The organism is Gluconobacter sphaericus, from assembly GCF_016757795.1.
In the GTDB taxonomy this organism is placed as follows: domain Bacteria; phylum Pseudomonadota; class Alphaproteobacteria; order Acetobacterales; family Acetobacteraceae; genus Gluconobacter; species Gluconobacter sphaericus.
This window is the reverse complement of sequence record NZ_CP068419.1, coordinates 1,710,198-1,736,546: the sequence shown is the minus strand read 5'-3', so window position 1 is coordinate 1,736,546 and position 26,349 is coordinate 1,710,198. Positions and strand designations below refer to the sequence as shown.

Here is a 26,349-nt window from a genome sequence, read left to right as displayed (position 1 = left end):
CGTCTCATACCGCCGAAAACGAAAAACGCGCCCTCCCTTCCGGGAGCGGCGCGTTTTTCATGTCCAGTCCTCCGATCGGTAAAGATCAGAACGTAATACCCGTCTCGAAATCCAGAAGCAGCGGGTTCTTGTAGCGGTTCGTACCGCCGGCGCTCCAGATATACTGCGCACCTGGCCGGACCACGAGCCAGGGCGTCGGACGCCAGCCGTAGTTCAGTTCGATCGCATGCTCACCGGAGGGCTTGTTGATACCCTGTGCGCCGGAGGCCTGCATCTGGCGCGCCCAGGTCGTCAGCTTCGGATTCACCCAGAGCATCTTCATGCCCAGACTGATCGTATCGTTCGGGCGATTGCGGAACGTGCCCTTGCGGGTCACACCCCAGGTGATGAAATACGGTGCAACGGACGTGCGTGGATCGCCCCATGTAAAAGATGTAAACAGCGTCGTGCCACGATTCGGATCAGCCGCATCACGCTCCAGCATCCGGTCGAACTGGAACCAGCCACCGAATCGCCCACGGACCTTCTGTGTCGGGGCGGACAGTAAATACTCGGCTGGAACGGAGAACATGCTGAGTTTGGAATAGACATCGCTGACTTCAGACGTATCCCAGTAACCGCCGATCTTGACGTTGGTCTGGAGCGGGCCACTGTAGTCGTCCTTGCCACCCTGATGCCAGCCGAGCTGAAACGGAATGTACGTGCCGATGGCATCATGCAGGTTCAGTTTCCAAGCGTTGTGCGTATTCGAGATCGTCGGATCGATCGAATACGCGCCGAACTGTACCAGATAATGATTATTCCCAGCCGGGTAGAACTTCACCCATGCGCCCGGATGAGCCGTCGGGTACCAGCCATAGCCCGAGTTCATCGCAATGGACTGCGGCATGCCGCAGATCGCGTTGGATTCGAACTGGCAATACTGGCTCATACCCCAGTACATGGACGACTGCTCAAAATCGTTCTCGGTATTGATCTCACCGACCTCGGTCGAGACATAGCGGTTCCAGGGCATTTCCCAGGACAGACGAGTCAGACGCACCGTCTCACCCGAACCGAAAATCTGCTGCGGACTATCCAGCGTCGGAAGCGTCGCGCCAAGGCCCAGACCCTGACGCGCCGTGATCACCGTATGAAACATACCCAGATTCCGCCCGGTCAGCTTCTTAAGGTTGAAATCGACATTGATGCCGAACTCATCCGCATAACGCACGGCCTTGGTCTTGCCGCCCATCGGATTGCCGGCGCTGTCCTCAAGATAATGTCCACCGATATTGATGCCCTTGTCAGCCAGCCAAGTGCGCCAGCCCCCCCAGTCACCGGTCATGGTGCTCTGGGTCAGCCAGTCATGGAACGATGCCGGGAAGAAACGGCTTTCCGTTGTATCGGACGTTTTCGCTACGGCCTCGGCGCCTGTCTTTGTCGGAACCGGTTTGAGCAGAGGCGGGACCGGAGAAATGGATTTCGTCCGGATCTGCGGGGTGCCCATGGTTGCTGTACTGGCTCTGGTAGCAGCTTTCTGACGGCCGTCTACAACCCCAGCTGATGCCGTCTGTGCATAGCCAGTGGCAGTAATGCCAGGAAGCACCGCTGTCATGGCACAGGCCGTCAACAGCGCTTTCATACAATCCTGCCCGAACGTCCCCATATTCCAAACTGTCTCCCTGTGACACCATTACAGCCGACAGCACCCGAGGCTGTTGCTGGGCACCGTCATACAGTCCGGAAACGGTCCAGAATAGAGTGGGGAAGAGCTCTGTTTTCGGAACATGCCTTTCGCAATACAGTCCCAAAGCAGAACGCAAAATTTTTATCCGGAGATTTCTCCCGGATTACAAAAAGTTTAACGCTACAGTTTTCAAGACTTACCCGCCGATCACAGTTGCGTGTTCCCGATCCCAGCGGCGCGTCAGAGGCTCAAGGCAGAGCAGCAAAACGACCAGAGCAGCAGCGATTTCACACAAGGTGCGGAAAAGCCCGGCATAAAGAGACGCCCCACCGCCGCCTGCGATGGCTTCCGGAGACAGCGCAGCCTGATTGGCGATAAGGCTGCCCACATACATGGCAATGCCCCACAGCAGATAGAGCGCGCCCATCATAAAGCCACTCAACCGGGCGGGCGAATAACAGGCCACAACGGCCAATCCCAGACCAATTGTCAGCAGTTCACCCAAGGACAGAAAGCCATATCCCACTACCATCACCCAAGGCGACACCAGCCCGTCCGCATGGGCAGCAGCAGCCCACCACACGCCAAACCCCAAGGCGACCATGGCATAGCCAAGGATCATCTTGCGGGCATGGGACGTCTGTTTCTGCTGTTGTCCCATCCGGTTGTAGAGAAAGGCCAGCGCCGGACTGAGAGCCATAATCCAGAGAGAATTGAGAACCTGAAACTGCCCTGCCGACATATGAAACAGCGTCACGCCGCCAATACGGTAATCTCCAGAGACGCCACGAAGGGCAAAAAGTGTCAGGGACGTCATCATCTGCTGGTAGAAAACAAGATAGATCGTCCCCTGCAGGCACAGCATATAGGTCAGCCGCAATCCCGGACGTTCGGCTTTCGGCGCCCGCACATACAGCGCTACCCAGATCGCCGCGAGAATTGCCCCTGCTGCCGTTACGCAAAGCCGTGCCAGAGTATCGCTCCCCAGAATCCATGCGTTGAAAACGGTCATAATGACGAGACCAGCCCCGACCAGTCCAAACCTGCGCAGTGGCACAGGCTGTTTTTCAGAAGCGGGCGTGGTGGCATCAAGCCAGCTGGAGCGCAGCACATAATATAGCAATCCGACCCCAAGCCCGACCGCGCATGCGGCAAACGCAGAAGGCGCGCCATAATGGATCTGCAACCATGGCGTCAGCAGCATGGAAACCGTCGAACCGACATTGACGGACATATAATAGAGCGTGAAAGCGGCATCGAGCGCCGCGTCATCGTTCTTATAGATCCGGCGCACCAGATTTCCGGCATTGGGTTTGAACAGCCCGTTTCCCGTGGAAATGAGAGCCATCGCCACCAGAAGCAAAATATGGGACTGCAATGCTGCGGCCAGAACCGCATAGCCGCCTGTCAGCAGGAGCGCGCCCATGACGACGGTTCGCCGCGCTCCCAGTACGCGGTCTCCAATGACACCGCCAACTAAAGGCGTAATATAAGTGAGCGCCCCGAAGGCGCCCATCATGAGGTTGGCTGCTGCATCACCCATTCGGAGATGCACGACCATGAACAGCGTGAGAACGGCCTGCATACCGTAATATCCGAACCGCTCCCACAGTTCGATGGCCAGAACGACAGTGAACGCCCTACGGCGCATCCCGGGGGCGGAAGGAAGAGAAGAAGCAGTCATGCAGAACCCGTCAGAAACCAGAAGACGGGCCGCACCTTAGGGCAAATGCCACTCTCCGGCGAGGATCAGTGCGTGCGTACTGATAATGCCCAGAACCATCACGAAGATCAGCGCCACAATACCGCCGACGATATCACTCCACGGCCATTCCGGCAGCCTCGACCGGACGCGACGCACCATCCCCATCTCTTCAGCTTTCCTGCTGGCTGAAGAAGGCCTCCAGCTCGGGAGACACAGTACCGATATGAACCTGCAACGTCACCAGCAGATCACCAGCCGGATGCTTTTTATCGCCTGCGACCCCCCGCCCGGACAGACGCAAGACCTTACCGCTGTCAGAATGCTTCGGAATCTTGACCGAAACATCACCCTTGGGCGTCGGAACGGCGATCTTGCCGCCCAGAATAGCCGTCTTCAGATCGAGGTTCTGCGTGATCCGCAGGTTACGCCCCTCACGGACATACCGGCTGTCAGGCGTGACCGTAATCGTCAGAAGCGCGTCACCCGAAACACCCGGCTGCCCGTCCATTCCCGGACGACCAGGAGCGCCCTTGCCGCGCACGCGCAGGGTCTGGCCATCTTCCACCCCTGGTGGAATACGGACCTCGGTATGCCCGCCTTCGCCCAGTGTCAGATCCAGGGACGTCCCCAGAACAGCCTGCTGGAACGAAATCGTCACAGCATAGCGGCGGTCGGAACCCTTGGACGCACGACGACCGGCCGAGCCGCCCGGCTGGAAATCGCCACTAAAGCCGCCACCAAACATGTCCGAAAAGAAAGAACCCAGATCTTCCTGACTGAAACCGCCCTGGAAGCCCTGTGCGCCCCCACGCGGACCGCCCGGGCCATATCCACCACCGCCAAAGCCAGCACCGAACGGTCCCCGTTCCTGACCGTCGGCATCAATCTCACCGCGATCAAAACGCGCGCGCTTTTCCTTGTCGCCGATAATATTATAAGCCTGCCCGACCGCCTTGAAACGTTCCTCGGCCTTCTTGTCGTCCGGATTGTGATCCGGATGGTACTGCTTGGCCAGTTTCCGATACGCGCTGCGGATTTCCTTGTCCGTCGCCGTTTTCGAAACGCCCAATACCGAATATGGGTCGCTCATGTCATCTCCCCGTCTTCTTCAGGTCCCTCATCCAGCAGGGAAATCAGGACCGCAATGACTTCATCCTGCGGGAATCCGGCCCGCACACCGTCTGAGATCAGGGCCTGCAGCTTTGGGCGAAGATAATCCTCTGCGGGATGTCCATCGTCTGCCATTTCTGATCCTCCGTTATCCCCAAATGTGTGATCGCACGAAACTGGGGTCAATGTTTCAGAACAAACTCTGCAATATCAGACACTACTGCACCATCCAGCGGAAGTGATCCATCCGCCGCCGGAGCAACACCAAGATCCGCCAGCGTATGGATTACATTCGGCAGTAGAACAACCTGCGCTTTCGGATCAGCCGCCTTCAGCAGTGGCAGGTCTTCAATTGCGCTAACCTGACGATCCGCCGTCACCTGCATGATCAGAAACGGCCCACGATAAGCCCTGAGTAGAACGACAGGATCATGACGGAAAAGATCGATCATGTAGTCCTGAACGGCTGGATGAAACAGCTGACGCAGTCCCGGGTGCAGCGTCTGGACATTCACATGACGCCCGGCTGCAAGGGCATCAATCGCCCCGTCGATCTGCGGTAGCACTGTCTGCGCTGCAGGCATGGCATGAAGCTGGCTACGCAGCACTTCACCCAGAGGTCGACCGGCAGCGGCCAGAAGGATCAGCCCGCAAATATCGGCGCCCCCCTGCGCAGAAGCCAAGGCGACAAGCCCACCCTCGCTATGTCCTGCGAGCCAGACATAGCGTACACCAGACTTATGCCGGATGACGGTAATCCAGTTCCGTACATCGGTGGCATAGTCAGCAATCGTAACGTGATTACCATCCGCTACGGCCTGTTTACTGCTGAACATGCCGTGCTTGTCGATCCGGACGGAAGAAATACCGCGTTTCGCCAGCCCATCTGCAATCTGCCGCAGCGTCGCAGGCTTTGGCCCGAGAGCCGAGTTTCCATCCCGGTCCGTCGGTCCAGAGCCCGAAATCATCAGAACGACGGGCGTATTAGCCCCAGCATTTACCAGGGTCCCTTCCAGCGGTCCCAGAGGCCCAGGCGCTTCAATGACAGCACTCTCAGCCGCAAGGGCATAAGACGACAATCCACCAAGGGATAACAGGTACAAAAGGAAAGGAAACGAAACACTACCGGCTTCATTCTGTGTCTCCCGTTCAGGTACCCCCGCGCTTTTAGGCTCAGGACTCATAGCCAGAACATGACGGTTGCAGCGAGGCAGATGGCTGAGAAGAAGACATTCGGACATCTGTCGTAGCGTGTTGCGACACTTATATTTTCGCTTGTCGTATTTGGCTGGCTTGCCGCGGGATCTCCGTCCTGGAATGCAGGGCCTGATCCCTTTTTCCTCCAGGGCATCCCGAAACCAGTCAGCATCATAACCCCGGTCCGCCAGCATCCACTGTGTGCCATAGGAAGGCTGTCCAGCAGAGCAGCAGCACCGGTATAATCCACTGATCTGCCCCGCAATCATAAAAAAGCTCAACGGTCGTCTATTCTGATTGGTGATCGCATGCAGCTTCGTATTCATGCCACCTTTTGTCCGTCCGATTAGGCGGCCTGGATCCCCTTTTTTAACCGCAGGCTCGAAGCCGTACGGTGTGCCTTGAGATAGGTCGCATCAACCATGATGGTCTGGGGCTCTGCCTTTCCGGCAGCCAGACCGTCCGTCAGCCGGGCGAAGATTCCTATGGAACCCCAGCGCTTCCAGCGGTTGTACAACGTCTTATATGGACCGTATTTCCGAGGCGCATCCCGCCAGCGCAAGCCATTACGGTTTACGAAAATGATGCCGCTCAACACGCGACGGTCATCAACGCGGGGTCTGCCGTGGCTCTTTGGAAAAAAGGGCCGCAGACGATCCATCTGTTCGTTCGTCAGCCAAAACAGATCGCTCATCTTCAGCCTCCTCGCAGAGCCTGAATCAGATTTTCGTAATCAAATCAATGGGGCCTGAGCCTAGGTTATCTGGTGAATGCTCTGACGAAGGCGTTTTGCTGTTTGACTTCGACGGGGAGTCTTGTGTCGGTGAGGGCTTTGCCCTGCCATCCGGCGCCGAGTGCGATGTATAGCGCGACTGCGTTGCGGACGCGGGCGAGACGACCGACGACGGCCTGATCCTGTGCGGACAGGGCGGTCTGTTCGGTCGTCAGTACGTTCAGGTATCCGGTCAGACCGGCCTTAAACAGCTTCTGGGCGCGGTCGCGGGCCAGACCAGCATCGACGGAGGCCTGGTTCAGTTCTTCGACCAGCTCGGCATTATGTCGCCAGTCGCCCATCGCGTCCTCGACATCCGCAAACGCCTTGAGAACCGTCTTGCGATAGTTCAGACGGCTGCCCTCGGCCTCGGCGCGGGCCTGCGCAATGGCGGCGGTGTAGCGGCCGCCATGAATGACTGGCAGCGTTGCCATCATCATGAAGCTCCACGCCATGCCACCCGCCTGAAACGCCTGATAGGCGGCCGACGCGTTCGGGTTGAAGGTCAGCGGGATCATGAATTTCGGATAGAGGTTCGACACCGCAATGCCCACGCGCGCCGTATCGGCGGCGTATTCGGCCTCGGCCACGCGGATGTCGGGCCGGTTGGCGAGCACGATCGAGGGCAGGCTGTCGGGGAAGCGCGGCAGATCGGGGATCGGACGGCGCTTTTCCAGCTCTTCCTCAAGCTGCCCCGGCATGTCGCCGACGAGAATGGCGATGGCGTGCATCAGCCGCTCTTCCTGCTCATGCAACGGGGCCAGACGGGCGCGTTCGAGATGTTCTTCAGTCTGGGCCTGCGCCACGGCCAGCGTGTTACCCAGACCATGCGTGTAGAGTTTTTCGGTGAGCTCGCGCGAGCGTACGGCTACGTCGATGGCGCGCTCGGTGACGCCCAGACGTTCCTGCACGGAGCGTAGTGTCACGTAATCCGTCGCCATCTCGGCCAGCAGCGCGAGGAGGACCGCGCGACGGTTCTCGATCGATTCCTCGACGATCCGCTTGCGCTCTTCCACCTGCCGGGAAATATGCCCGAACAGATCGACTTCCCAGCTCGCCCGCGCGCCATAGGTCAGAACCGAAGCGTCCGGGCGGTTGGCCGGATTGCCCGGCCGCAGCGGCCAGTTGTCCACGTTGACGGAATAGCGATCATCGCCACCACCCATTGCCGCATCCAACTGAGGATACCAGGCCGACTGGGCCTGACGGCGAACAGCGCGCTCGGCGACGATGTGCTGCGATGCGATCTGCAGGTCGTAATTGCCCCTGATCGCCTGCTCCACCAGTTCGTTGAGCATGGGGTCGTGGAACTGCGACCACCAGTCCTTCATGTCGGCAGCCGACTGCGCCAGCGCATCGGCGGTGGCAGGATGAGGCTGCTCGACAAAGGCATCGGGCACCTTGATCCGGTCCGGCTTGAAGTTCGGCCCCACCGTGCACGCCGTCAGTGACAGGCAGGTGCTCAGGGCCAGAGCCACGCTGCGAAGGGCTACGGCCCGGGTGAAAGGCCGCGCGAGCGATCGGGAAAGGGGGATGCGTGACATGTCAGAGGTGGTTCTGCAGCCAGGTGGTCAGACGTCCGCGCGCACCCGGCGTCTCACGCCCGATCGTCACGGTGGCCGTCATGCCAGCCGCCAGCGTAATGTCCGGCGGCACGTTATCGAACTCCAGACGCACCGGAATACGCTGCGCCAGGCGCACCCAGGTGAAGATCGGGTTGACGTCCGGCAGGCCCAGCTTGTCGGACACGCCGTTCTGGTCATTGATGCCGCGGCCGATGCTGACGACATGCGCCATAAGGATCTGTTTGTAGCCCATCAGCTTGATCCGGGCCTCATCACCCACACGCACGCCGTGCATCTTGGTTTCTTCGAAATAGCCGTTGATCCAGAAGCTGTGCGCATCGATCACCGCCAGCCCCGACACACCGGCATGGGCATAGTCACCCACCCGCAGGTTGAGGTTGGTGATGTAGCCATCCACCGGTGAATAAACCGTCGAGCGCTGGAGGTTCAGCAGCGCGGTGTTCAGTTCGGCCTTGGCCGCGTTGACCTTGGCGCGCTGGGTTTCAACATTGGAGTTGAAGTCTTCCTGCTCTTCCGCCGAGACGATGCCACCCAGCCCCATGCGACGTTTGGCGTCGGACGTGCGGAGCTTCAGGTCTTCCTCGGCACCCGCCACCCGGGCGCGGGCGGCGTCGATGTCGAGGCGGAAGCGTACCGGATCAAGCACGAAAAGCGGATCGCCCTTGTGGACGAACTGGTTGTCCACGACCGGCACGGCCACAACCGTACCCGAAACTTCAGGCGCGGCATCCACGACGTAAACACGCACGCGGCCGTCACGGGTCCAGGGAGCGAGGACATAGATGTCCCACATCGTCCGCCCCAGGCCGATGGCCAGCGCCAGGACGATCAGGGTCAGCAGGACACGGATCACACTACGGGTCCAGTTCATCGCTGACCCTCCCTAGACGTAAAGGATGAGCAGACAGAGAACACAGACATAAAGCGCTATTTCAAAGAGAGCGACGTGCCAGAACCATCCGAGCGCACCAGTGCGCCACAGGATGCTTCGAAGCAGTAACGTCACAAAGACCGCCGCTACGGCGTAAATGGAAAGCGGTGCAACAAAAACGCCAAACAGGTTAACTTCAGCCAGCATCAGGTACCGACCCCACCGTCAACCACCAGACCGTCACCCGCCTGACTGTAAGACAATTCGTACACAACGCTCCTCGCTCAGCAACATCAACTCCCTTCAAATAAGAGAAGAGTCGGTAGCTGGCGAAGTGCTTACGCCATTACACGGAGACTGACTATATGGCTTTGACCAATATCCGCAATAAAATGGCTTATTTTCTGAGACCGAACAAATTCCGCACAATGGCAAACAGACGGGCAATCGTGAAACGGCCGGCTGGTCCGAAGACCAACCCCGTCAGCGCCGCCATAGCTAGAGACTGCTTGAACTCGACCAACTTGCGGTCACGGCGGATACGCGCCTCAATCTCGACCGGATCCGGTATCGAGCGGGCTGCCAGAAGTCCAAAAATCACGACGAACAGAAGATCAACGCCGATCACACACAGGGCTGATTTCACATAGCTCAAACCGGCGACATCAATGAAAAACGCCCAAAGAAACCCGTGAAAAGAGATCGCCGTAAAGAACAGGAAAACTGCAGCAACAATACCACAGGCCACCCTGCGGCCGATTCGCATTGCAGAGCGGGAAAGGATCTGCCCCTGGGCTGAAAGGACATCCTGTCCGAGTTCGATAGGCTTCATGGAAAGTCGCTTGCCTCTTCTTCAGGACGGGGCCGGACGAGATGCCGCCCGTCCCCTGCCTGGAAAGAACCGGGCTGTTACTTGGAGAAACGGCCGGCAAGGAAACCGACAACAGCCGAAATCAAAACGGCTGCAATCGGACGCGCCCGCACACGCGTCGAAACATTTTCGATTTCATGATCCGTGATTTTACGGGCATTTGCAACGGCATGGTCCGTGCGGTCCGCTGCGTCGAGCAGAGCGGGGTTGATGCGGTTGTTCAGCAGTTCCTGCAACTGGTGCCGCAGACCGTCGATCTGAGCCTGCGTGGTCTCGGTTGCCACTTCAATGTTATCCTTGACGCTTTTACGGCTCATGTTCAAACCCCTTCTTGAATATCCGGTCAGATATATCCTGGCCTGATTTTGTTTCGCCTATAACGATCCATTCTCCCAGAGGTTGCATGTCAGGCCTGTCAGGCGTTTCCCGCATGGCTCCCAAGCAGAGGAGCGCCCGCCAGCCCCGCCCCAAGCCGGTGCTGGAAGTAGCAGGCCTGCGCGCAGCCATTGATGCGCCACCGGTCGACCTGTCGCTCCAGCCAGGCACGACACTGACCTTCTTTGGCAACCAACCTGCGGCCCTGTCGCGTCTACTGGATGTTCTGGCCGGTTTTCTGCCTCAACTGGGAGGGATCATTACGGTCAGCGGTAATGATGTCACTTCCCGCGCTCCGGCAGAGCGCCGGATGCGGATTGTCAGCCCACGGGATCCACTTTTCCCTCATCTAGACCTGCGCGACAACATCGCCTTCGGACTGCGCGCCAGTCGACAGAACAGAACCGAAGCGCGTGCCGCCGCAGGCCGCATGATCTCTCTTCTGGGACTGGACGGCATCGCCGGCCTACGCCCTGCGGAGCTGAGCCCCGAACAGTCCCTGCGTGCCAGGCTGGCCCGCGCCCTTGTTACGTCTCCGGACGTACTGCTTCTGGATGATCCGCTTCATACGCTCGATCCCCATGCCGCACGCCGCATCCCGATCCTACTGGGCACCCTCTCCCGCGCCCTGAATCTGAGCGTGATCCAGAGTGTATCGCGCCGCGAGGATGCCCTGCGCGGCGGGGGGAAAATTGCCGTCTTTCATGACAACCGGCTTTTGCAATGTGCAGATGCCGCCCGTCTTTATGACCGTCCGGACTGCGTTGAGGTTGCGATTCTCTTTGGCGAGACCAACACCCTGCCAGGTCAGGTTCTGGATATTGACGACGATGTGGCCCGTGTTCATCTGGCCTGTGGCGGTATCGTGGACGCGGTGGCTGCCGAAAATCTGACTGAAGGACAGGAATGTCTTGTCTGTGTCCGGCCCGACCGGATTTCACCCTTTTTCGGAGCCCAGGGCCTGGGCATGGACGAAGAGGGGGAGGCGCCCGTCCGCGGCATTCTGACCGACAGCACCCATCTCGGGAATCATATCCGCATGCGGGTCCGCTGCGCCGAAGGAACGGAAATCGAGCTGCGCCGCCCGCCACTTCAGGCCCAGAAAATCCCTGTACCGGGAACCGCCGTACAGCTCGCCTGGCCCGCTGCCCATGCGACAGCCTTTCCGCCCGGTACCGGGATGTATTAAAGTGTGCCCGTCCTGTCCGGACGACCGTAAACCGTTCCCTTTTCAGAAAACCCCGTCTTCCAAGGATCTTTCTGTTCTGACCCGATCCGTCTTCCCCTTGCGACATGTCTTCAAGACATCCGGTCGGGTCCCCCGCAAGAGTGGCCCTCGCCAACTGTGTCTCTGTGCCGTGCTACTTGTGTCGTTCCTGAAGCCAGCTGCTCAGGCTGCATCCGCACGCTCGTCACATGATGCCACCGACATCGAGTCGTTTTTCATGTCTGTCGGACACGGCATCACCTCCGTCTTCATGCCGGGGTCCGCTTCTGCACATGGACATGAACACTCCAGGCATCGTCGCAGAACTGTCCGTCATCACGCTGCTACGCCCGTTATCCCCGAACCCGGCTTCGGCGTTCCAGAAGGCACGATCGCAGCGCATGCCCTCACCTCCAGTGACAACACACTGCGTCTGGTGGAATGGGACGGTCAGACGACAACGCTCCAGATCGGCTCTCATGCCGCAAAACCTGCATGGATGGCCATTCTCGTCACGGGAACGCAGCTGACGCAGGCCTGCGCGGGTGGATGGGTCCACACACTGGACGACAGCTCCACCTGCGGCATTCCGGGCGGCGTCAGCGACCTTGCCCTGACCTGGGACCGCTCACGGATAGCAGTAGTTCCAGGCTGGCAGGATTTCTGGGACGTGGCGCGCCATCCGGGGCGGCGGGGCCTGCATTTCGGTGCCAGGACAACACTGGAAATCGCCCTGCTGGCCGATGGTGTCGCACCGCAGGACATCTATCCTACCCTTTCGACACAGTCCGGTGTGGATCGCGCCCTCCGCAAGCTGGACCTGCTTCGCCCTTATATCGTGTGGTGGACGACGCCTGCCGATGCCGCACGCATCATGGAACAGAGCAGCGCCCTCATGCTAAGCGCACCAAGTACGGAAGTGACCAGCGTCAGTTCCCGGGTGCAGGCCGGGGCTGCGAGCTCGCTTTTCGTTGCCGGCACTCAAAACGTGCTGCGGACGCCGCTCTTCTGGACCATTCCCTCGAATGTTCCAGAAGACAGTGCCCACCGGACACTCGCCCAGCTCAAAATGCATTCTCCCCACCTGGAAGATATGCCCGGACCGGTTCCGCCGGGAAACACGCCAACGTTCCTGACTGTCAGCGACACGTTCTGGTCCCAGCATGGTGAAGCGCTCGAACAGCAGTTCGAAACACGTTTCGCCCCACAAATACCATGATATCGCTCGCATTACGGCTCAACCTGCCCGCAATCCTGACAGGACTTCTCGGGACCTGCGCCGTGATCGCGCTGCTCATGCGTGCGCTGCCCGCTCCGGTCGTGCGACGTCTCGGAGTGCTGCTGCTCTTGCCCGCCCCCGGACTGGCCCTTGCGCTGGCCAACATTCATTCCGATCTGGGCTGGCTGGAAGGCATGCTCATTGCGCCAGCAGTCGTCTTTCCAACTGGGGCGACCCTGCTGACCCTGCCGCCAGGCACAACACGTGCCGCCGTCGGACTGGGTGCCGACCTACCGACACGTCTGCGCCTGATCTGGTTTCCGCTCCTTCTACCATCCGCTTTTCTTTCCATTCTGCTCGCGGTTGTTTTCTGCGCCGCCTGCGCCCTGTTGGACCACCCATGACTTCTCCCACCGTACCTTTCTGGCAAACCCTTTCTCTGGACCAGATGTCTTCCGAACAGTGGGAGTCGCTGTGTGATGGCTGCGGTCGCTGCTGTCTCAACAAGCTGCGCGACGAAGACACTGAAGAGGTCATTTACACAAACGTCGCCTGTCGCCTGCTGGACACACACACCTGCCGTTGTACCGACTACGCCGACCGCCAACGCAAGGTCCCCGACTGCGTGACCCTCACGCCGAAGCTTCTGGCCGAAATTGACTGGCTACCCCCCAGCTGTTCCTATCGTCTTCTACGCGACGGATTTGACCTTCCGAACTGGCATCCTCTGCGAACGGGCCATGAACAGGGCGTTCACAGTTCTGGTGCCTCGGTCCAGGACCGATGCATCAGCGAGCGTCGCGCCGGACCGCTGGAAGACCATCTGGAAGACTGGCCCGGGGAATGGCCAGACCGCTCTCCGCTCTGTCATGTGCTGAAACGCAAGGGCTGAGACCATGCTCCCCCCGACCGTTCCACTCATCTGGAAACGTTCGACACGGGCTAGGCGCATTACGCTGCGGATCGAACCCGTCCGGGGCGAGGTCATCATCACGGTTCCGGAGCGCATGGACCGGGGCAGGGCACTGGCGTTCGTCCACCAGCAGACGGAGTGGATTACCAGCGCTTTAGCCGCTTTGCCAGAAAAGCAGCCGCTCGCTGACGGCTCAAAGGTCATGATCGAAGGAAGAAACATCCCTATCCTACATGAACCGATGGCCCGGCGCGGGTGCTGGCTGGATGCAGAAGGACTGCATGTCAGTGGAGAAGCCTCACACACGGAACGACGCGTCCGCGATTTTCTTCAGGCCATAGCAAAAGAACGCCTAACACAGACCCTCCAAACCCATTCAACGAAAATGAATCTGCAACCTGCCCGTCTCGACCTACGTGATGTCCGCACCCGATGGGGCAGTTGCACACGCCAGGGACGCATCATGCTCAGCTGGCGATTGCTGATGGCTCCTCCGGAGATCCGCGATTATGTGGTCATCCACGAACTGGCCCATTTAAAACACTTCAACCACAGCCCTGCTTTCTGGGCCTTAGTCGACAGTTTTATTCCACAGGGCCGCACAGGACGTCTTGCAGCGGAACTCTGGTTGAGAGAAAATGGTACCGCTCTGCTGCGCGCAGCATGAGGGGTGTGCGAGCTTGGCGGAATGGTAGACGCACGAGACTTAAAATCTCGAGTCCGCAAGGGCGTGCGGGTTCGAGTCCCGCAGCTCGCACCACATAACTCTTTGATTTCATTGGAAATGTGAGGATATGACCCGCAATCTGCGGGTTGGTTCTCCAAAGCTCTTCTCCAAAATCTGGAGAAGCTTCGTGCTCAAGCAAGTTGGTTCACGATTCCACTTCCGCCGTGTGGTGCCTCAGGCGCTCCGTCCGATTCTCGGAAAAAGTGAGATCTGGATCTCGCTGGGAACAGCAGGCAAAGTTGAAGCCAAACGTCGCGCAGCAGAGCTGCATGCGCAGACGAGTGATGTGTTCAGAGGACTTCGCAGCGTGAGTCGTTCCAAACCGCTTTCTGAAACCTCCATGCCCTCTCCGAACGAGAGTGCCGATTTCATGAAGAAACACGGCTTTGAAACCAAAGACGACGTCTATCGGGCCCTGCTGGAAAAATACCAAAACATGTTGGCAACACAGGAGACCATTCGCAAGAATGACGTCTCATCTGCTGAAATGGCCGGACAAATCAAATACTACAAAAGCGTGATGCAACACGCTCACGACGTACGGGCTTTAAGCGCAGGTATCGAAAAAGTCATTGCCGTCGCGCTCGACAGCCAAAATCATATGACGGCAATGACCCGCAAGCTCATCGAAGCAGCCAATATCAATTCCGCTGAGAAAAAAGTTCTCGAGAATGAAATTAAGCGTCTTCATGACACCCTTCTGAGCACATTCACCAAGGCTCTCGACAGTCGGAGTGCTGCAACCGAGACATCAGCTCCTGCAACTGCTGAAACTGAGACAAAGCCCAAAAAGGTCACCGCAACACCGAAGACACGGCCCGCCATTTTGCTCACTGAGGCTCTCAATCGCTTTTTGAACAGCAAGCCTGTCAAGAGCCTCGAAACTCAGAGAGACACCAGCCGAACCGTAGCGCTTTTCATCGAGGCTTTTGGTGACAAGTCCATTCGCGAGATTGATGGCAAAGTCGCCGGTGATTTCAGAGATGTCTTATTCTCGCTGCCTGCCTCGCACGGCAAAACCAAAAACCTCTCCCTACAAAACGAAATCGAAAGAGCCGCATCTCACGATATATCGACGCTGAGCGCAAAGACTGTGAAGAACCACTTCATGCGCCTCTCTTCTTTGTGGAACGACCTACTTCGAAGAGACATGGTTGAGAAAAACCCTTGGGGAAATTGGGACTTCAATCTGACCAAGAAGAACTCGCGTCGTGCCTGGACAGCAGAGGAGATGAGTAAACTTCTGCAAACGCCATGGCCGGTGTGCAGTATTCCCGCTGATACCTTCAAAGGCATCACGATGGTTGCCGCTTATAGCGGGATGCGCTTGGGAGAAATTTGCAATCTGCGCAATGAAGACATTCAGACCATAGACGGCGTTCCATGCTTCCGCATTTGTGCTCATCCTAAAGATAATTGGTCGCCAAAAACAGAAGCTGGAGAACGTCTCGTTCCTATCCACTCCGCCCTCCTCGACTGGGGCATTCTGAATTTCCAGAAGAAGGGCGAGAAGTATCTTTTCTCTAACCTGAAGAATTCTCAGGATGGCAATCGTGGTGCTGACTTCAGTCGGGCGTTTTCACGCTACAAAACAATGATGGAGCTTCCCCCAGCGGTCACGTTTCACGGGTTCCGGCATACTGTCTCGACGCTTTTACGAAACCAGAACAGCGATATCCGGGAGCTTTAGATTGATGCGTTGCTGGGGCATGAGGCCAGCCATAAAAGCCAGGGGGCCACGACATATCTAAGCGGCATCGAGATGCAGAACCTGAAGAGAACGGTCGAAGCAATTCAGTATCTCGCCTTCAATCTCCCCCTTCTTGGATGAGGGCTCAAATGTCTCTTCCTTTATTTCACAACAAAACCCACGTGATACAAAGTGCTGTTTAGGAACCAACTTATCGTTGTGAAAAAAACAGAATACCTTCTGCTTTCGCCCTCTTCTCAGACGTCAAAGTGGCGATGGCGGTTACCCGAAATCGGACATTTCTAAGCGAAGCGTGATAGGCTTAGCTTGGAACATCGCCGCCATTCTTAGGCAATGTGGACAAGACAGCCTTCAAACGAACACCGGACGCTCTGAAAGACAGCGGGCAGCGATGAGGAACGGGTGAGGTGGCCGCTAGCGGAATAGCAGGAATCGAAGCGCAAAACTGGTCAAGTAGTCGTTGCTTGTGCAACGTTATTTAACGTTTCAAATCGATAGATCGTGAAAGTCATCTTATGACAATCGCCAAAGCAAAGCATTGACGTGGCGAAGAGGAGGTAGCGTTGATTGAAGAACTGAAGATCGCGGGATGCGCTAGCTACAGCGCGGAAGGCCAGAATCTTACCGGGCTCCGAAAGATCAATTTCATCTATGGCGCGAACGGTTCGGGCAAAACCAGCATCTCACGCGCAATCGCCGCTCCGGCCGATCACCCCGCCTGCGCGATACGTTGGGCCAATCAACGGCCTCTTGAGTGCTTAGTTTACAACGCCGATTTCGTGGAGCGAAATTTCCGGTCCAGCCTCCCCGGCATCTTCACGCTAGGCGAGCACGACGCTGCGGTGTTGGGCCAGATCGAACAGGCACGGAAGGACGTTGAGGACATCGAACGCGACATCAGTGCGCGCAACATCGTATTGAACGGAAAAGATAGCGCTTCTGGCAAGCTGGGTGAACGTGCTGCCCTGCGCGAGAATATCCAGAACGAATGTTGGAAGCTCAAGAACCGTCACGATGCAGATTTTCAGTCCGCCTTCACAGGCGTACGCTCCTCCAAAGCAAACTTCTGCGATAAAATCCTAATCCAGTGGGCTTCCAACCAAGCTGCAGTTCATTCGCTCGATGACTTGAAAAAACGTGCAGCCGTCATCTTTGAAAAGGGTCTGACGCGCGAGAGCGTGATCCAGGTGCCCGACAATTCTGAGCTAGCACGGTTGGAAGCGTTGCCGATCCTCGCAAAGAAGGTCGTGGGGCAAGGCGATGTCGATATTAGCGCTCTGATTGATCGACTTGGTAACAGCGATTGGGTGAAGCAGGGCATCGACTACTTCGCGCAGAGCAAGCCGCGATGCCCATTCTGCCAGCAGGAAGTCGAAGCTGACCTTGCCAAGCGCATCGGCGATTACTTCGACGAAGCCTATAATCGTGACATCGCGGATATCGCGCGTCTCGTTACCGGGTATGAGGCGGCGGCTACAGCTTACCTTCAAGTCCTCGACAGCGTCTCTCAGAACGGCTCTCGCTATATCGACGCGGACCAGTTGGCCGGACTGATCGAGCGCGTAACCGCACGGCTGGCGCTCAACGTGCAGCACTTCGCCCGGAAGCAGAAGGAGCCGAGTGCCGTCGTAACGCTTGAGGATAACACCGACCTGTTCGCGGAGGTGCGAGATTTCCTCATTGCTGCGAACGCGGCCGTGGTTGAACATAATGGGGCTGTCGATGATATCAGCAACCAGAGGACGAACCTTACGGCCGAAATTTGGAAGTGCCTAGCGGAAGAGGCAAAAGGCATTCTTGATGCTTACCATGCTAGCAAGACAAAGGTGGATGCTGCGATCAGCGGCATTGAGGCAAGTCTGACGACAAAGCGGGGCAATCTCGCTACGGCGCAACAGACGCTGCGTGATCTTGAGAAGGGCATCACGAGCGTTGAACCAACTGTGACCGAAATCAATGCGCTGCTCGCCTCGCTCGGTTTCCGGGGCTTCAAGCTTGCAACGGCAGGCGATCAGGACAATTTGTATGAGATCGTTCGCCTCGATGGGAGCAATGCTGCCCGGAGTCTGAGCGAGGGCGAGAAGACGTTCGTTACGTTCCTGTATTTCTACCACCTCATCCGAGGCAGCGTTTCTGAGTCCGGTATGACAAGCGAACGGGTCATTGTGTTCGATGATCCGATTTCAAGCCTCGATAGCGACATCCTGTTCATCGTCTCTAGCCTTATCAAACACGTGTTTGATTTAAGTCACGCGCAAAACAGCTTGATCCGTCAGGTGTTTGTGCTCACCCACAATATCTATTTCCATAAAGAGGTGTCATTCGACCCAGACAGGAAAAATACACTCCGTGCGCACGAGACGTTCTGGATCGTGAAGAAGATCAACGATGTCTCGACGCTAGAATCCTTCGATCACAACCCGATCAAGACATCCTACGAATTACTCTGGTCCGAAGTTCGAAGCGAGAACCGATCCAACCTTACAATTCAAAACACGCTGCGTCGAATTTTGGAGAATTATTTCAAAATACTAGGAAACATGGATAAGGATGAGATTATTAAGAAATTTGAGGGTCGTGAAAAGGTAATTTGTGCCTCGCTCTTTTCATGGGTGAACGACGGCTCGCACAACTCGCATGACGATCTCTATATCTCGAGCAATGCCGCCACGGTGGATGCCTATCTCGGGGTTTTCAGGGGTATCTTCGAACAGACCGGGCACACTCAGCACTATCACATGATGATGGGCACTGAAGCTATACCTATCGCCAACGTGGCTCCTGTCGAAGTTAATCCCTAATATCAGGCTATGAGCAAACGACTAGAGCGGTTCCACTTTAATCTGGCTCATATCCGGCGGCTGTAAAGAAGCTGGCGCATTGACTGGGAGTGAAAGCCGGAAGCAGCGCGCCGACGGTATCCCACAGAGCACCGACAGTCCGTTCGGCTCTGGCGCGCAGCAAGGCTTTGAGTTTTGAGAAAGCCATTTCGATGGGATTAAAGTCCGGGCTGTATGGCGGAAGGAACATCAGTTCCGCCCCTGCCTGCTCAATGGCCTTCTGTGCCGCTGGAAGCTTATGCGCTGGAAGATTGTCCATCACGACGATATCATCCGGCTTCAGTGTCGGGATGAGAACGCGTTCGACATAGACCTGAAAGATCCTGCCATTCATGGGACCATCATGCACGAAGGGCGCGGTCAGGCCTGTCAGACGCAGCCCCCCGGTGAAAGTCGTGGTTTTCCAATGACCGTGCGGCACACCGGCGCGGCAACGTTCCCCGCGCAAGGCACGCCCGCGCAGACGGGTCATCTTCGTGGAGAGGCTGGTTTCGTCAATGAACACCAGACGCTGCGGATCAAGGTCAGGCTGGCGATCAAACCAGTCCTGTCGTCGCTTCAGAACGTCTTCACGCTCCTGCTCCAGTGCATGAGCGGTCTTTTTTTGAATGTCCATCCCTGTTGCCGCAGCCAGCGACTGAGCATGCTGCGGCCGATCCCGACGGCCCGTTCGCTTTCCAGGCGCGCTATCATTTCGTGAAGCGTGATGTCTTTCTGCGCCTCGATCATGCCGGCAATGAACGCTTCATGCGCGTCCAGCCGTGATCCGCGCGGCTTGCCCTGGCGACGGGGCGTCCGCTCGCCGCTCTCACGTTCCCGACGTAACCAGCGGATCGCCGTCGAAATCCCCACTCCGAACCGCGCCGCAATCGAGCGGGCAGATGCTCCCGCAACTCCAGCTTCCAGAACACGCTCCCGAAGATCATCACTCAATGCTCGTGCCATCACCGTCTCCATCAAGGAAAACGGTGAATCACAAGACCTCTTCAGTGTCACCTCTCGATTCAGAGTTCAGTGGAACCGCTCTAGTTCCGGCGTAAACAGACATTTCAGCGACGCTTAAGTTTGTTGTCTGGCGCTCATGAACATGAGCGTGGGTTATGGTGGCTTTCAGTTGCCGCTTCTCAATAGCCGACATTCCGTTCTCCCCCTCCGTCCAATTGGATATTCAGACCTTGGAATCATGTTCCGTTAAGCGGATATGATTAGTTTAATGCACTGCCATCAAATTATGATTGGGTGCAGGTTCAATGATTTCCAAGATTACCCGCCAAACTGTGAACTTACGATGGAGGATTCGCCCACCTCAGAACTGATTTTGGCGTCAATTGCGAAAGCGTTGTTGTAAGGTCTTCTGAAATAACCGCGCCCGATTGTTGCCCAGTGCGAATCTTCGAAAACCCTTGTTGACCCAAGAATCTTAAGACTGCATCGCCGCGGTCGCTCGGATCTTTTCCCCAGATACTGACAGCACGCCGCTTTCTGGCTTGGTCAATCCGCTCATTAAGTTTTTGGCTGTCACTTAACGATGTCCAAACGACGTCCTTCAGAAAAAGTTCTATATCCAAAGATGTTAAGAGTCGCGTGTCCAGCTCGGCCACAAGTTGGTGAGCGGCATTGATTAACGATGCTACTTCTTTAAATGTGACTGGGCGCACAGCATCGTATCCACCTAAGAGCATTTCAGCATCAAGCCCACTGAATCTTTCTGCGAGTTCTCTGGCATTATCTTTTAGAATGTCGAGATAAATCTGAGGTGCATCAAGGTCAGCTTCGGTGTGAGCTCCACGATTTCGCCACGCTATCATTAGGAAAACAATCGCCACAGGAATACGGCCAAGGTTAGGATAATGTTTTTCAACTGCCAGCATCTTCTTGAATATACTCAAGCCCGCAGAATCCAAATCTCTTCGAAAAGATGTCAATTGAATGAGTGCTGGTTTACGTACTGCTTCACGGAGATATACATCTATGGCATCAATGGCCCTAATCAGAGCCATGTCTAAAATCAGTCGTCTACTACGTTTTGCTGAGATTACGGCGTCCTTCGGGGACCACACTGTCCGCAGGTCTTTTGGTACATCATTTATGACACCACGCTCAATACCATCAAGTCCGACCAAGGCAGTGATAATCAAGTGATTGGCATGCCCAAGTAGGTTCTTGAATTCTTTTCGTGGTTTGCTTCGTTCTAAATATAGTGTCATCTTAATCTCAGATGTGGGCGCTTGGTGCGTTTCGATCGCACATCTGCCGCTCTTAGAAAGCCAAAAACTTCATCAAGGCGGCTGCTCTGCCATTTGAGCTACAAACGCTCTAGTTAAACTGCCATTTGAGCTACATCCTGTCAAGATAAATCCCGTGTAAATTAAATTGTCGTTGACCCCGGAAGATCAGCCGCCAAGTAATATGAATCCAGTCAGATAACAATTGAGCCAACAGTCCAGCCGAAATGAGATTACGGAATCGCTGCCTTCTTCCGGACTCCAAAATATCAGTTTTTCTGTAATTGTACTCCGAAAGCGGACATTCCGATTACCCCCCAGAGCTACCTATATCCGCACTGTAGCCTTTGAGCGGTCAGGCCGCAGTCGCCACCGTGCCAGATGCGAGCTGAAGTTGCTTGATGTCATTGCCGTGAGCAGACATATCATCATTGATTTTCCTTTCGCGTCGTCGGTTCGATGTTCCTTCCGGGGGCGGTTTGTTTCCTTCCGATTAGAGGCAGCAGGCGCAGAGGAAAGCAGCGGGGTCAATGTTTTAAACTGCGCGGCCCCGACCTTCACGATCTGATCTGAGGTGCGACACGATGTCCGTATTTAGATTACACGTTCGCCCTGGCGGCGGGTTTGCGTCGATGGCTGATACCTTCGCTTACTGCCTAAAACAGGGCATCTTGGGCGTTGGTTGGCTGGTGGATGAGATTCAAGAAACGGCGGACTGGGATACGTTCTATAAGGTTGCCGTAAACATCCACAAAGATCTAAAGACCTGCGCCTACATCAGGGACCGCGTCCAGAAAGACGATCTCGTCTGGACCCGCGACACCCAAGGAAACTACTATCTGGCTCGCGTCCTCTCCGGCTGGGAGTACTTCACCACTAACGAGTCCAAGGACAGTGGGATCGACATAGGCAACATTTTCAGGGTCACCTTTGAGCGTCTGACTATCGATGAAGTGCCTGGGAAGGTTGTTGCCTGCTTTAGGCCAAACCGGACGATTCAAGCAATCCACGATCCGACGGCGGTAGCTTATACTAAGTTCATCTGGAATCGGAAAACAGGGGGTGCGATCTATAAATTCGACCTGAAACTGATCGATAACCCAGACATCTTCTCTTTGCTCGACTCAGAAGAGGTAGAGGACTTGGTATTTCTTTATCTCCAATCGCAACGTTGGTATGTGGTTCCGAATTCTCGCAAGGCAGACAAGATAGCCTTCGAGTATGAAGTGATTTCTCCTGAGACCGGCAAGCATGCACAGGTTCAGGTAAAAACCGGAAATACCTCCCTAAACGTCGATGAGTATAAGAACATGACCTTCCCGGTCATCTTATTCCAAAGTAACGACCGATACCATGGTAAGCCGACACCTAACGTGACATGCATATCGCGAGGTGAGTTGGAAGGCTTCCTCAAACAGACTGAGTGGTTGCCTGCACGCTATCGACACAAGATGAATATGTTAAATGCCCTGGACGAAGAGGAGTGAAGCTCAATCGTTTCGCGTTGAACCGAGAAATCGAGCTCCGCGCCGGAGCGTCTGCTAATGTCGCTTGAACAATCTATAGCGGACAGTCCACTCCCCCCATAACCGCCATCACGTTACATTCTGCTCTAGCAACCTGACTACCTCATCGGCGTTAGAGTGTCCCGAAACCGGTCATTTGCGGAATGCTGTCAATAACAGTGTTAGGGATCCGGTAAGTACTGTCCCTCAACTCCGGGTATTGGAACAGTGCAGGCCGCAGTGAACCGTCCTCCAGACGGTCGTGCGGCTGACCCGGAAAATTCCTGCGATTTCTCCCAGTGACCGCCCCGCTGCACTCAATTCTTTGACGTGTTTCTTCTGTCGAACAGTCAGAACAGGCGGTCGCCCAAGCTGTTTCCCGGCCAACCGGATAGCTGCAAGCCCCGCCCTTGTGCGTTCGCGAATGAGCTCCCGCTCAAACTGGGCAAAGCCTGCGAGGATGGTCAGGAACAACTGACCATTTGGGGTGCCCGTCTCAATCCCGATATTGAGAATACGCACTCGAACGCGCCGCTCAGTCAGGTCGCTCACCAACCCCATGACGTCAAGGGTGTTACGACCCAGCCTGTCCAGACACGCCACAACCAGACTGTCCCCTTCCTTGAGGCGGCTAAGCAGACCGGCGAGGCCTGGACGACTGGCAGCCGGAACGCTGCCGGACACCGTATCAAAAACGATATCGGTCACGCCTTCCTTTTGAAGGGCTGCAACTTGCCCATCGCAAACCTGGTCTCCTGTCGAGACCCGTGCATAGCCATACCGTGTCATCGTCTCTGCCCTCCCGGCATTCCGGAACAGGGTTTTGGAACAGCAGGGCCCATTTTCCCCGCGCTGTCCCAAAACCGACGGATTGTGAAACGCAGGTCAGGTCAACACAGGCATGCGGTATGTTTTCTTCGGGCGAATGCCTCACTCCTTTTGAGGCGGACAGCGTTCGAAAGAGCAGCAGCACATCGGCGCACGCAAACACCCGTATCGTTGCTCTGGATGGCCTACGAGGCATTGCTTGCCTGATGGTCGTCTGTTCGCATTTCTTCTGTGATACGTTTGGGCAGACCGCTGCCTTGATGGACACCCCCCTTATCAAGGCCGTGTTTGATGGCAATCTGGCGGTCGCAGTGTTCTTCATCATTTCAGGAGACGCCCTCAGTTCTGGATTTCTGAGAAAACGGAACGCTGCGTCCATTCTCAGACCAGCCATTAAGCGATATCCGCGACTGGTTGTTCCAACCCTGCTCTCAACAGCCTTCCTCTTCCTGTTGATACGCCTACATCTCGTCTATGAAATCCCCACTCAGGATATTTTAGGAAGCAAATGGCTTTTCCACTGGATTAACGAAGACATCACCCTCGTTGATGTCCTGCGTTTTTCATTTCTGGACGTCTTTCTCAAAAACAGGGCCCATTATTTCAACCCCTTCCTGTGGACGATGCATTACGAAGCCATAGGCTCCATCGTCATCTTCCTTATGCTCGCAGTTCTGCATTTCAACAGGAAAGCCTTGCTTGTTCTTCTGGCTCTGACCCTTCTGGTCTTCCATGACGGAAAATCCGTCGTCTTTCTGCTGTGTTTTCTTTTCGGTGCCTTTCTGGCGTTTCTACGAACATCGGGAAACATGAGCCGCTTTGAACGGACAGTAGCCTCCAAGGTTCTTTCTCTATCCGCCCTACCGGTTCTGTTCGTGCTGAGCCTGGTCTTCCCGCATGCCTATTTCCACACGGGATTGTCCCTTATCAAAGCGCCTCTTTTTACAATGGCGTTTTTGGGCAATGCTCAGGGACGGCATATTCTGGAAACACCCGGCATCCAGTTCCTCGGAACAATCTCTTTCCCGTTATTCCTGTTCCAATATTCAGTGCTGATTTCCGTCACGAGCTTTCTTATCGTGACCTATTATCCCCTTCATCACACCGTTGAGATGGCATGCTTCATTGCGACATCCGGTGTTCTGCTCAGCATGGTTCTGGCAACTGTCGCCAGCCCCATGGAAAAGCTGACAAAATCCATATGCAATATCGTCTATAAGAACGCGATGCGTCTGCTGAAAGACGGTACCGCAATCCGGGAGTAAAGCGTGCTGGCGCTTCCTCGTGTTTTATAGCGAAGTCTCTTGGACGACGCGATGTACAGTAGTGCGCCCAACACGAAACACGGCGGCAATGGTTCTGAGTGACGCCCCTTCCTGTGCCATTTTCCGAATATACCGACGCTGTGTCGATGTCAGACATGGCGGCCGTCCAATGCGTTTGCCTGCCGCCCGAGCTGCTGCGATTCCAGCCTGGGTTCTTTCACGGATAAGTTCACGCTCAAATTCGGCCATTGCCATCAGAATGGTCAGAAACAGACGTCCATTCGACGTCCCTGTTTCTATCCCCAGATTCAGGATGCGTAGACGGATATTGCGTTGGTCCAGCACTCTGACCAGTTCGAGAACGTCGACTGTATCACGCCCCAGGCGGTCCAGTTTGGCAACGGTCAGGCTATCGCCTGACGTCAGCCTTTTGAGAAGAGCAGAGAGTGCCGGACGGCTATGAGCAGCCACAGAACCTGAAACCGTCTCTACAATGATATTTTCCACGCCTTCATTCTTAAGCGCCAGAATTTGCGGGTCCGTCGTCTGGGCCTCCGTTGAAACCCGTGCATATCCGTATCGCGCCATCGCATTCTCCTAACGAAGCACTTTATATCGTCATATATGGACTAAAGTAAACATATATGGACTCATATAACATTGGAGAACACTCAAAAATCTCAGAAAAAAACAGTGCAGGATTTTTCCAGACGTCTGTCGAAACCTACGTTTTTGGTGCAGCATGCAGACAAATACGTCGTCCTTCTTTTGTCTTCGGGGTTAAGCTTTCCATGTCTCTATTGGCGTCACAGTGCCGGGCCGCCCGGGCTATGCTGGGCTTCTCACAACGAGACCTGGCGAAACACGCAGAGGTCGCCCATCGCACGATTGCTGATTTTGAGACAGGGTCGCGAACGCCTCATCCTCGGACCCTGAAAGCCATCCGGGAAACTCTGGAGAAGAACGGCGTGGTGTTCATTGATGCTGACCCGGCAGGTCCTGAGGCGTTGGGAGCGGGGGTCAGGTTAAAGGCTACAGAAATAGCACCGTCCCAATCCTCTGATGAAGTTTCTGGACTCTCTTCTGAGGATTTAGAGCAATGGTGGGACGAGTTAACGCCAGATAATGACAGTCATAAAACATGAAAACCATGTAATACTTCAATTTCGTCCGGCATCGGCTCTCGGGATTAACTATAACTCTTCAGAGGTTATTCTACCCTCAGCCAGCAGTGTCGAATGGCTACCCAAGGGTAACCACTCGACAGCTGGCAAGGGGGAGTTCCCCCGTTGACCCCCACAGAAAAGGATACCGCCATGCCTTGCACGCCTTCCCGACCAGCGCCGTCGCCCCCTCCTCGTACGTCTCGTCTCTCCATCAGAGCCCATCCAGCTGAACTCGACGCCTGGGCCAGAACAGCCCAACGGCATGGTCATACGACGACGGCTCATTACGTTCGGTCGCTGCTGCAAGAGCAGGCGGTGACAGGGCAGCAGACGTCAGAGCTTGGTCCTGAACTTCGCCTCCTGCGGCTTGAGCTCAGTCGCATTGGCAATAACCTCAATCAGCTTGCCCACGCGGCTCATTGCGGAGAGGCTGTTCGCTGCGGTGATGTTCTCGATGCTATTGAGACAACCAAAGACCGAACGGACCGCTTGCTCCGCTCTTTGCCCCTGCCACGGCGTCGAAGCTTTTTCGCTCAAACCGAGGCACAGACGACAGGCCCGGTCCTGCACTAAAAGCGATGCAGGTG

26 protein-coding genes, 2 tRNA genes and 1 pseudogene are annotated in these 26,349 nt (G+C 56.0%); 12 read left to right on the top strand and 17 right to left on the bottom strand.

Annotated features, from left to right (window positions below; all coding sequences use genetic code 11):
* Positions 1-85 precede the first annotated feature (85 nt).
* The 12 genes and pseudogenes from IGS75_RS08245 to IGS75_RS08190 all read right to left on the bottom strand — a co-directional run bounded on the left by IGS75_RS08245 (position 86) and on the right by IGS75_RS08190 (position 10,098).
* On the bottom strand, positions 86-1,624 hold the full coding sequence (locus tag IGS75_RS08245; protein WP_228123940.1) for a carbohydrate porin: 1,539 nt from the start codon (positions 1,622-1,624) through the stop codon (positions 86-88).
* A gap of 241 nt (positions 1,625-1,865) precedes the next feature.
* On the bottom strand, positions 1,866-3,353 hold the full coding sequence (locus tag IGS75_RS08240; protein WP_141352785.1) for a peptide MFS transporter: 1,488 nt from the start codon (positions 3,351-3,353) through the stop codon (positions 1,866-1,868).
* A 36-nt stretch (positions 3,354-3,389) separates the two neighbouring features.
* Positions 3,390-3,533 carry a hypothetical protein gene (locus IGS75_RS08235; RefSeq protein WP_202258640.1) on the bottom strand — a complete coding sequence of 48 codons (144 nt, stop codon included), beginning with the start codon at positions 3,531-3,533 and terminating at the stop codon, positions 3,390-3,392.
* 10 nt (positions 3,534-3,543) lie between these two features.
* Entirely contained in the window at positions 3,544-4,464 is a 921-nt protein-coding gene (locus IGS75_RS08230; RefSeq protein WP_141352787.1) for a DnaJ C-terminal domain-containing protein, read from the bottom strand.
* Positions 4,461-4,619 (bottom strand): hypothetical protein, encoded by a 159-nt coding sequence (locus IGS75_RS08225; protein ID WP_165919964.1) that lies wholly within the window; start codon positions 4,617-4,619, stop codon positions 4,461-4,463. Before IGS75_RS08225 ends, IGS75_RS08230 begins: the two co-directional genes overlap by 4 nt.
* A gap of 47 nt (positions 4,620-4,666) precedes the next feature.
* Entirely contained in the window at positions 4,667-5,563 is an 897-nt protein-coding gene (locus IGS75_RS08220; protein ID WP_237468733.1) for an alpha/beta hydrolase, read from the bottom strand.
* 101 nt (positions 5,564-5,664) lie between these two features.
* Positions 5,665-6,375, bottom strand: a pseudogene (locus IGS75_RS08215) (IS5 family transposase).
* 65 nt (positions 6,376-6,440) lie between these two features.
* Positions 6,441-7,997 (bottom strand): efflux transporter outer membrane subunit, encoded by a 1,557-nt coding sequence (locus IGS75_RS08210; RefSeq protein ID WP_202256557.1) that lies wholly within the window; start codon positions 7,995-7,997, stop codon positions 6,441-6,443.
* 1 nt (position 7,998) lies between these two features.
* Positions 7,999-8,910, bottom strand: coding sequence for a biotin/lipoyl-binding protein (locus IGS75_RS08205; protein WP_141354650.1), 912 nt, complete (start codon positions 8,908-8,910; stop codon positions 7,999-8,001).
* 12 nt (positions 8,911-8,922) lie between these two features.
* Positions 8,923-9,117 (bottom strand): DUF1656 domain-containing protein, encoded by a 195-nt coding sequence (locus IGS75_RS08200; protein WP_062499659.1) that lies wholly within the window; start codon positions 9,115-9,117, stop codon positions 8,923-8,925.
* A gap of 190 nt (positions 9,118-9,307) precedes the next feature.
* Positions 9,308-9,742: a hypothetical protein gene (locus tag IGS75_RS08195; protein WP_202256556.1), complete on the bottom strand. Its 435-nt coding sequence runs from the start codon at positions 9,740-9,742 to the stop codon at positions 9,308-9,310.
* Between the two features lie 77 nt (positions 9,743-9,819).
* Positions 9,820-10,098, bottom strand: a complete 279-nt coding sequence (locus tag IGS75_RS08190; RefSeq protein WP_141354342.1) for a hypothetical protein — start codon at positions 10,096-10,098, stop codon at positions 9,820-9,822.
* Between the two features lie 86 nt (positions 10,099-10,184).
* On the opposite strand from IGS75_RS08190, the gene IGS75_RS08185 reads away from it, so the two are divergent.
* The 8 genes from IGS75_RS08185 to IGS75_RS08150 all read left to right on the top strand — a co-directional run bounded on the left by IGS75_RS08185 (position 10,185) and on the right by IGS75_RS08150 (position 18,734).
* Complete coding sequence (locus IGS75_RS08185) at positions 10,185-11,345, top strand: ABC transporter ATP-binding protein (RefSeq protein ID WP_202256555.1); 1,161 nt, start codon at positions 10,185-10,187, stop codon at positions 11,343-11,345.
* Positions 11,346-11,601: 256 nt separating this feature from the next.
* Positions 11,602-12,582, top strand: a complete 981-nt coding sequence (locus tag IGS75_RS08180) for an extracellular solute-binding protein (RefSeq protein ID WP_237468732.1) — start codon at positions 11,602-11,604, stop codon at positions 12,580-12,582.
* A complete protein-coding gene (locus IGS75_RS08175; protein ID WP_202256553.1) occupies positions 12,579-12,986 on the top strand; it encodes a hypothetical protein in 408 nt (135 codons plus the stop codon). Before IGS75_RS08180 ends, IGS75_RS08175 begins: the two co-directional genes overlap by 4 nt.
* Entirely contained in the window at positions 12,983-13,474 is a 492-nt protein-coding gene (locus IGS75_RS08170; protein ID WP_141354334.1) for a YcgN family cysteine cluster protein, read from the top strand. Before IGS75_RS08175 ends, IGS75_RS08170 begins: the two co-directional genes overlap by 4 nt.
* 4 nt (positions 13,475-13,478) lie before the next feature.
* Positions 13,479-14,162: a M48 family metallopeptidase gene (locus IGS75_RS08165; RefSeq protein WP_202256552.1), complete on the top strand. Its 684-nt coding sequence runs from the start codon at positions 13,479-13,481 to the stop codon at positions 14,160-14,162.
* A 7-nt stretch (positions 14,163-14,169) separates the two neighbouring features.
* Positions 14,170-14,255 (top strand) — tRNA-Leu (locus IGS75_RS08160).
* Positions 14,256-14,289: 34 nt separating this feature from the next.
* Positions 14,290-15,912 (top strand): DUF6538 domain-containing protein, encoded by a 1,623-nt coding sequence (locus IGS75_RS08155; protein ID WP_237468731.1) that lies wholly within the window; start codon positions 14,290-14,292, stop codon positions 15,910-15,912.
* Positions 15,913-16,496: 584 nt separating this feature from the next.
* Positions 16,497-18,734 carry an AAA family ATPase gene (locus IGS75_RS08150; RefSeq protein ID WP_237468730.1) on the top strand — a complete coding sequence of 746 codons (2,238 nt, stop codon included), beginning with the start codon at positions 16,497-16,499 and terminating at the stop codon, positions 18,732-18,734.
* Positions 18,735-18,771: 37 nt separating this feature from the next.
* On the opposite strand, the gene IGS75_RS08145 is transcribed toward IGS75_RS08150, so the two are convergent.
* The 3 genes from IGS75_RS08145 to IGS75_RS08135 all read right to left on the bottom strand — a co-directional run bounded on the left by IGS75_RS08145 (position 18,772) and on the right by IGS75_RS08135 (position 21,088).
* Positions 18,772-19,718 (bottom strand): IS630 family transposase gene (locus IGS75_RS08145; RefSeq protein ID WP_408876428.1). Its coding sequence is split into 2 segments (ribosomal slippage): positions 18,772-19,382 and positions 19,382-19,718, totalling 948 coding nucleotides; the frame shifts between segments, so codons are not numbered across the junction.
* Between the two features lie 338 nt (positions 19,719-20,056).
* Positions 20,057-20,980 carry a hypothetical protein gene (locus tag IGS75_RS08140; RefSeq protein ID WP_202256551.1) on the bottom strand — a complete coding sequence of 308 codons (924 nt, stop codon included), beginning with the start codon at positions 20,978-20,980 and terminating at the stop codon, positions 20,057-20,059.
* A 16-nt stretch (positions 20,981-20,996) separates the two neighbouring features.
* Positions 20,997-21,088 (bottom strand) — tRNA-OTHER (locus tag IGS75_RS08135).
* Positions 21,089-21,630: 542 nt separating this feature from the next.
* On the opposite strand from IGS75_RS08135, the gene IGS75_RS15485 reads away from it, so the two are divergent.
* Positions 21,631-22,485 carry a hypothetical protein gene (locus tag IGS75_RS15485; protein ID WP_237468728.1) on the top strand — a complete coding sequence of 285 codons (855 nt, stop codon included), beginning with the start codon at positions 21,631-21,633 and terminating at the stop codon, positions 22,483-22,485.
* A 225-nt stretch (positions 22,486-22,710) separates the two neighbouring features.
* Here the strand turns inward: IGS75_RS15485 and IGS75_RS08125 are convergent, their stop codons facing one another.
* On the bottom strand, positions 22,711-23,292 hold the full coding sequence (locus tag IGS75_RS08125) for a recombinase family protein (RefSeq protein WP_202256550.1): 582 nt from the start codon (positions 23,290-23,292) through the stop codon (positions 22,711-22,713).
* Positions 23,293-23,411: 119 nt separating this feature from the next.
* Between IGS75_RS08125 and IGS75_RS08120 the strand changes: the two genes are divergently transcribed.
* On the top strand, positions 23,412-24,596 hold the full coding sequence (locus tag IGS75_RS08120; protein WP_202256549.1) for an acyltransferase family protein: 1,185 nt from the start codon (positions 23,412-23,414) through the stop codon (positions 24,594-24,596).
* A gap of 24 nt (positions 24,597-24,620) precedes the next feature.
* Here the strand turns inward: IGS75_RS08120 and IGS75_RS08115 are convergent, their stop codons facing one another.
* Positions 24,621-25,184, bottom strand: a complete 564-nt coding sequence (locus IGS75_RS08115; protein WP_202256548.1) for a recombinase family protein — start codon at positions 25,182-25,184, stop codon at positions 24,621-24,623.
* Between the two features lie 56 nt (positions 25,185-25,240).
* Here IGS75_RS08115 and IGS75_RS08110 point away from each other — a divergent pair, with 56 nt between their 5' ends.
* A complete protein-coding gene (locus IGS75_RS08110; RefSeq protein WP_237468727.1) occupies positions 25,241-25,741 on the top strand; it encodes a helix-turn-helix domain-containing protein in 501 nt (166 codons plus the stop codon).
* Between the two features lie 171 nt (positions 25,742-25,912).
* On the top strand, positions 25,913-26,335 hold the full coding sequence (locus IGS75_RS15830) for a plasmid mobilization protein (protein ID WP_202256547.1): 423 nt from the start codon (positions 25,913-25,915) through the stop codon (positions 26,333-26,335).
* Positions 26,336-26,349: the final 14 nt, after the last annotated feature.

Bases quoted from the DNA above. Each gene is read 5' to 3' on its own strand.
- IGS75_RS08125 (WP_202256550.1), bottom strand. From the start codon at position 23,292: ATGACACGGTATGGCTATGCACGGGTCTCGACAGGAGACCAGGTTTGC.
- IGS75_RS08240 (WP_141352785.1), bottom strand. From the start codon at position 3,353: ATGACTGCTTCTTCTCTTCCTTCCGCCCCCGGGATGCGCCGTAGGGCG.
- IGS75_RS08170 (WP_141354334.1), top strand. From the start codon at position 12,983: ATGACTTCTCCCACCGTACCTTTCTGGCAAACCCTTTCTCTGGACCAG.
- IGS75_RS08230 (WP_141352787.1), bottom strand. From the start codon at position 4,464: ATGAGCGACCCATATTCGGTATTGGGCGTTTCGAAAACGGCGACGGAC.
- IGS75_RS08190 (WP_141354342.1), bottom strand. From the start codon at position 10,098: ATGAGCCGTAAAAGCGTCAAGGATAACATTGAAGTGGCAACCGAGACC.
- IGS75_RS08180 (WP_237468732.1), top strand. From the start codon at position 11,602: ATGTCTGTCGGACACGGCATCACCTCCGTCTTCATGCCGGGGTCCGCT.
- IGS75_RS15830 (WP_202256547.1), top strand. From the start codon at position 25,913: ATGCCTTGCACGCCTTCCCGACCAGCGCCGTCGCCCCCTCCTCGTACG.
- IGS75_RS08175 (WP_202256553.1), top strand. From the start codon at position 12,579: ATGATATCGCTCGCATTACGGCTCAACCTGCCCGCAATCCTGACAGGA.
- IGS75_RS08195 (WP_202256556.1), bottom strand. From the start codon at position 9,742: ATGAAGCCTATCGAACTCGGACAGGATGTCCTTTCAGCCCAGGGGCAG.
- IGS75_RS08120 (WP_202256549.1), top strand. From the start codon at position 23,412: ATGTTTTCTTCGGGCGAATGCCTCACTCCTTTTGAGGCGGACAGCGTT.
- IGS75_RS08140 (WP_202256551.1), bottom strand. From the start codon at position 20,980: ATGACACTATATTTAGAACGAAGCAAACCACGAAAAGAATTCAAGAAC.
- IGS75_RS08225 (WP_165919964.1), bottom strand. From the start codon at position 4,619: ATGGCAGACGATGGACATCCCGCAGAGGATTATCTTCGCCCAAAGCTG.
- IGS75_RS08205 (WP_141354650.1), bottom strand. From the start codon at position 8,910: ATGAACTGGACCCGTAGTGTGATCCGTGTCCTGCTGACCCTGATCGTC.
- IGS75_RS08165 (WP_202256552.1), top strand. From the start codon at position 13,479: ATGCTCCCCCCGACCGTTCCACTCATCTGGAAACGTTCGACACGGGCT.
- IGS75_RS08155 (WP_237468731.1), top strand. From the start codon at position 14,290: ATGACCCGCAATCTGCGGGTTGGTTCTCCAAAGCTCTTCTCCAAAATC.
- IGS75_RS08245 (WP_228123940.1), bottom strand. From the start codon at position 1,624: ATGAAAGCGCTGTTGACGGCCTGTGCCATGACAGCGGTGCTTCCTGGC.
- IGS75_RS08200 (WP_062499659.1), bottom strand. From the start codon at position 9,117: ATGCTGGCTGAAGTTAACCTGTTTGGCGTTTTTGTTGCACCGCTTTCC.
- IGS75_RS08235 (WP_202258640.1), bottom strand. From the start codon at position 3,533: ATGGTGCGTCGCGTCCGGTCGAGGCTGCCGGAATGGCCGTGGAGTGAT.
- IGS75_RS08210 (WP_202256557.1), bottom strand. From the start codon at position 7,997: ATGTCACGCATCCCCCTTTCCCGATCGCTCGCGCGGCCTTTCACCCGG.
- IGS75_RS08185 (WP_202256555.1), top strand. From the start codon at position 10,185: ATGTCAGGCCTGTCAGGCGTTTCCCGCATGGCTCCCAAGCAGAGGAGC.
- IGS75_RS15485 (WP_237468728.1), top strand. From the start codon at position 21,631: ATGGCTGATACCTTCGCTTACTGCCTAAAACAGGGCATCTTGGGCGTT.
- IGS75_RS08110 (WP_237468727.1), top strand. From the start codon at position 25,241: ATGGACTCATATAACATTGGAGAACACTCAAAAATCTCAGAAAAAAAC.
- IGS75_RS08115 (WP_202256548.1), bottom strand. From the start codon at position 25,184: ATGGCGCGATACGGATATGCACGGGTTTCAACGGAGGCCCAGACGACG.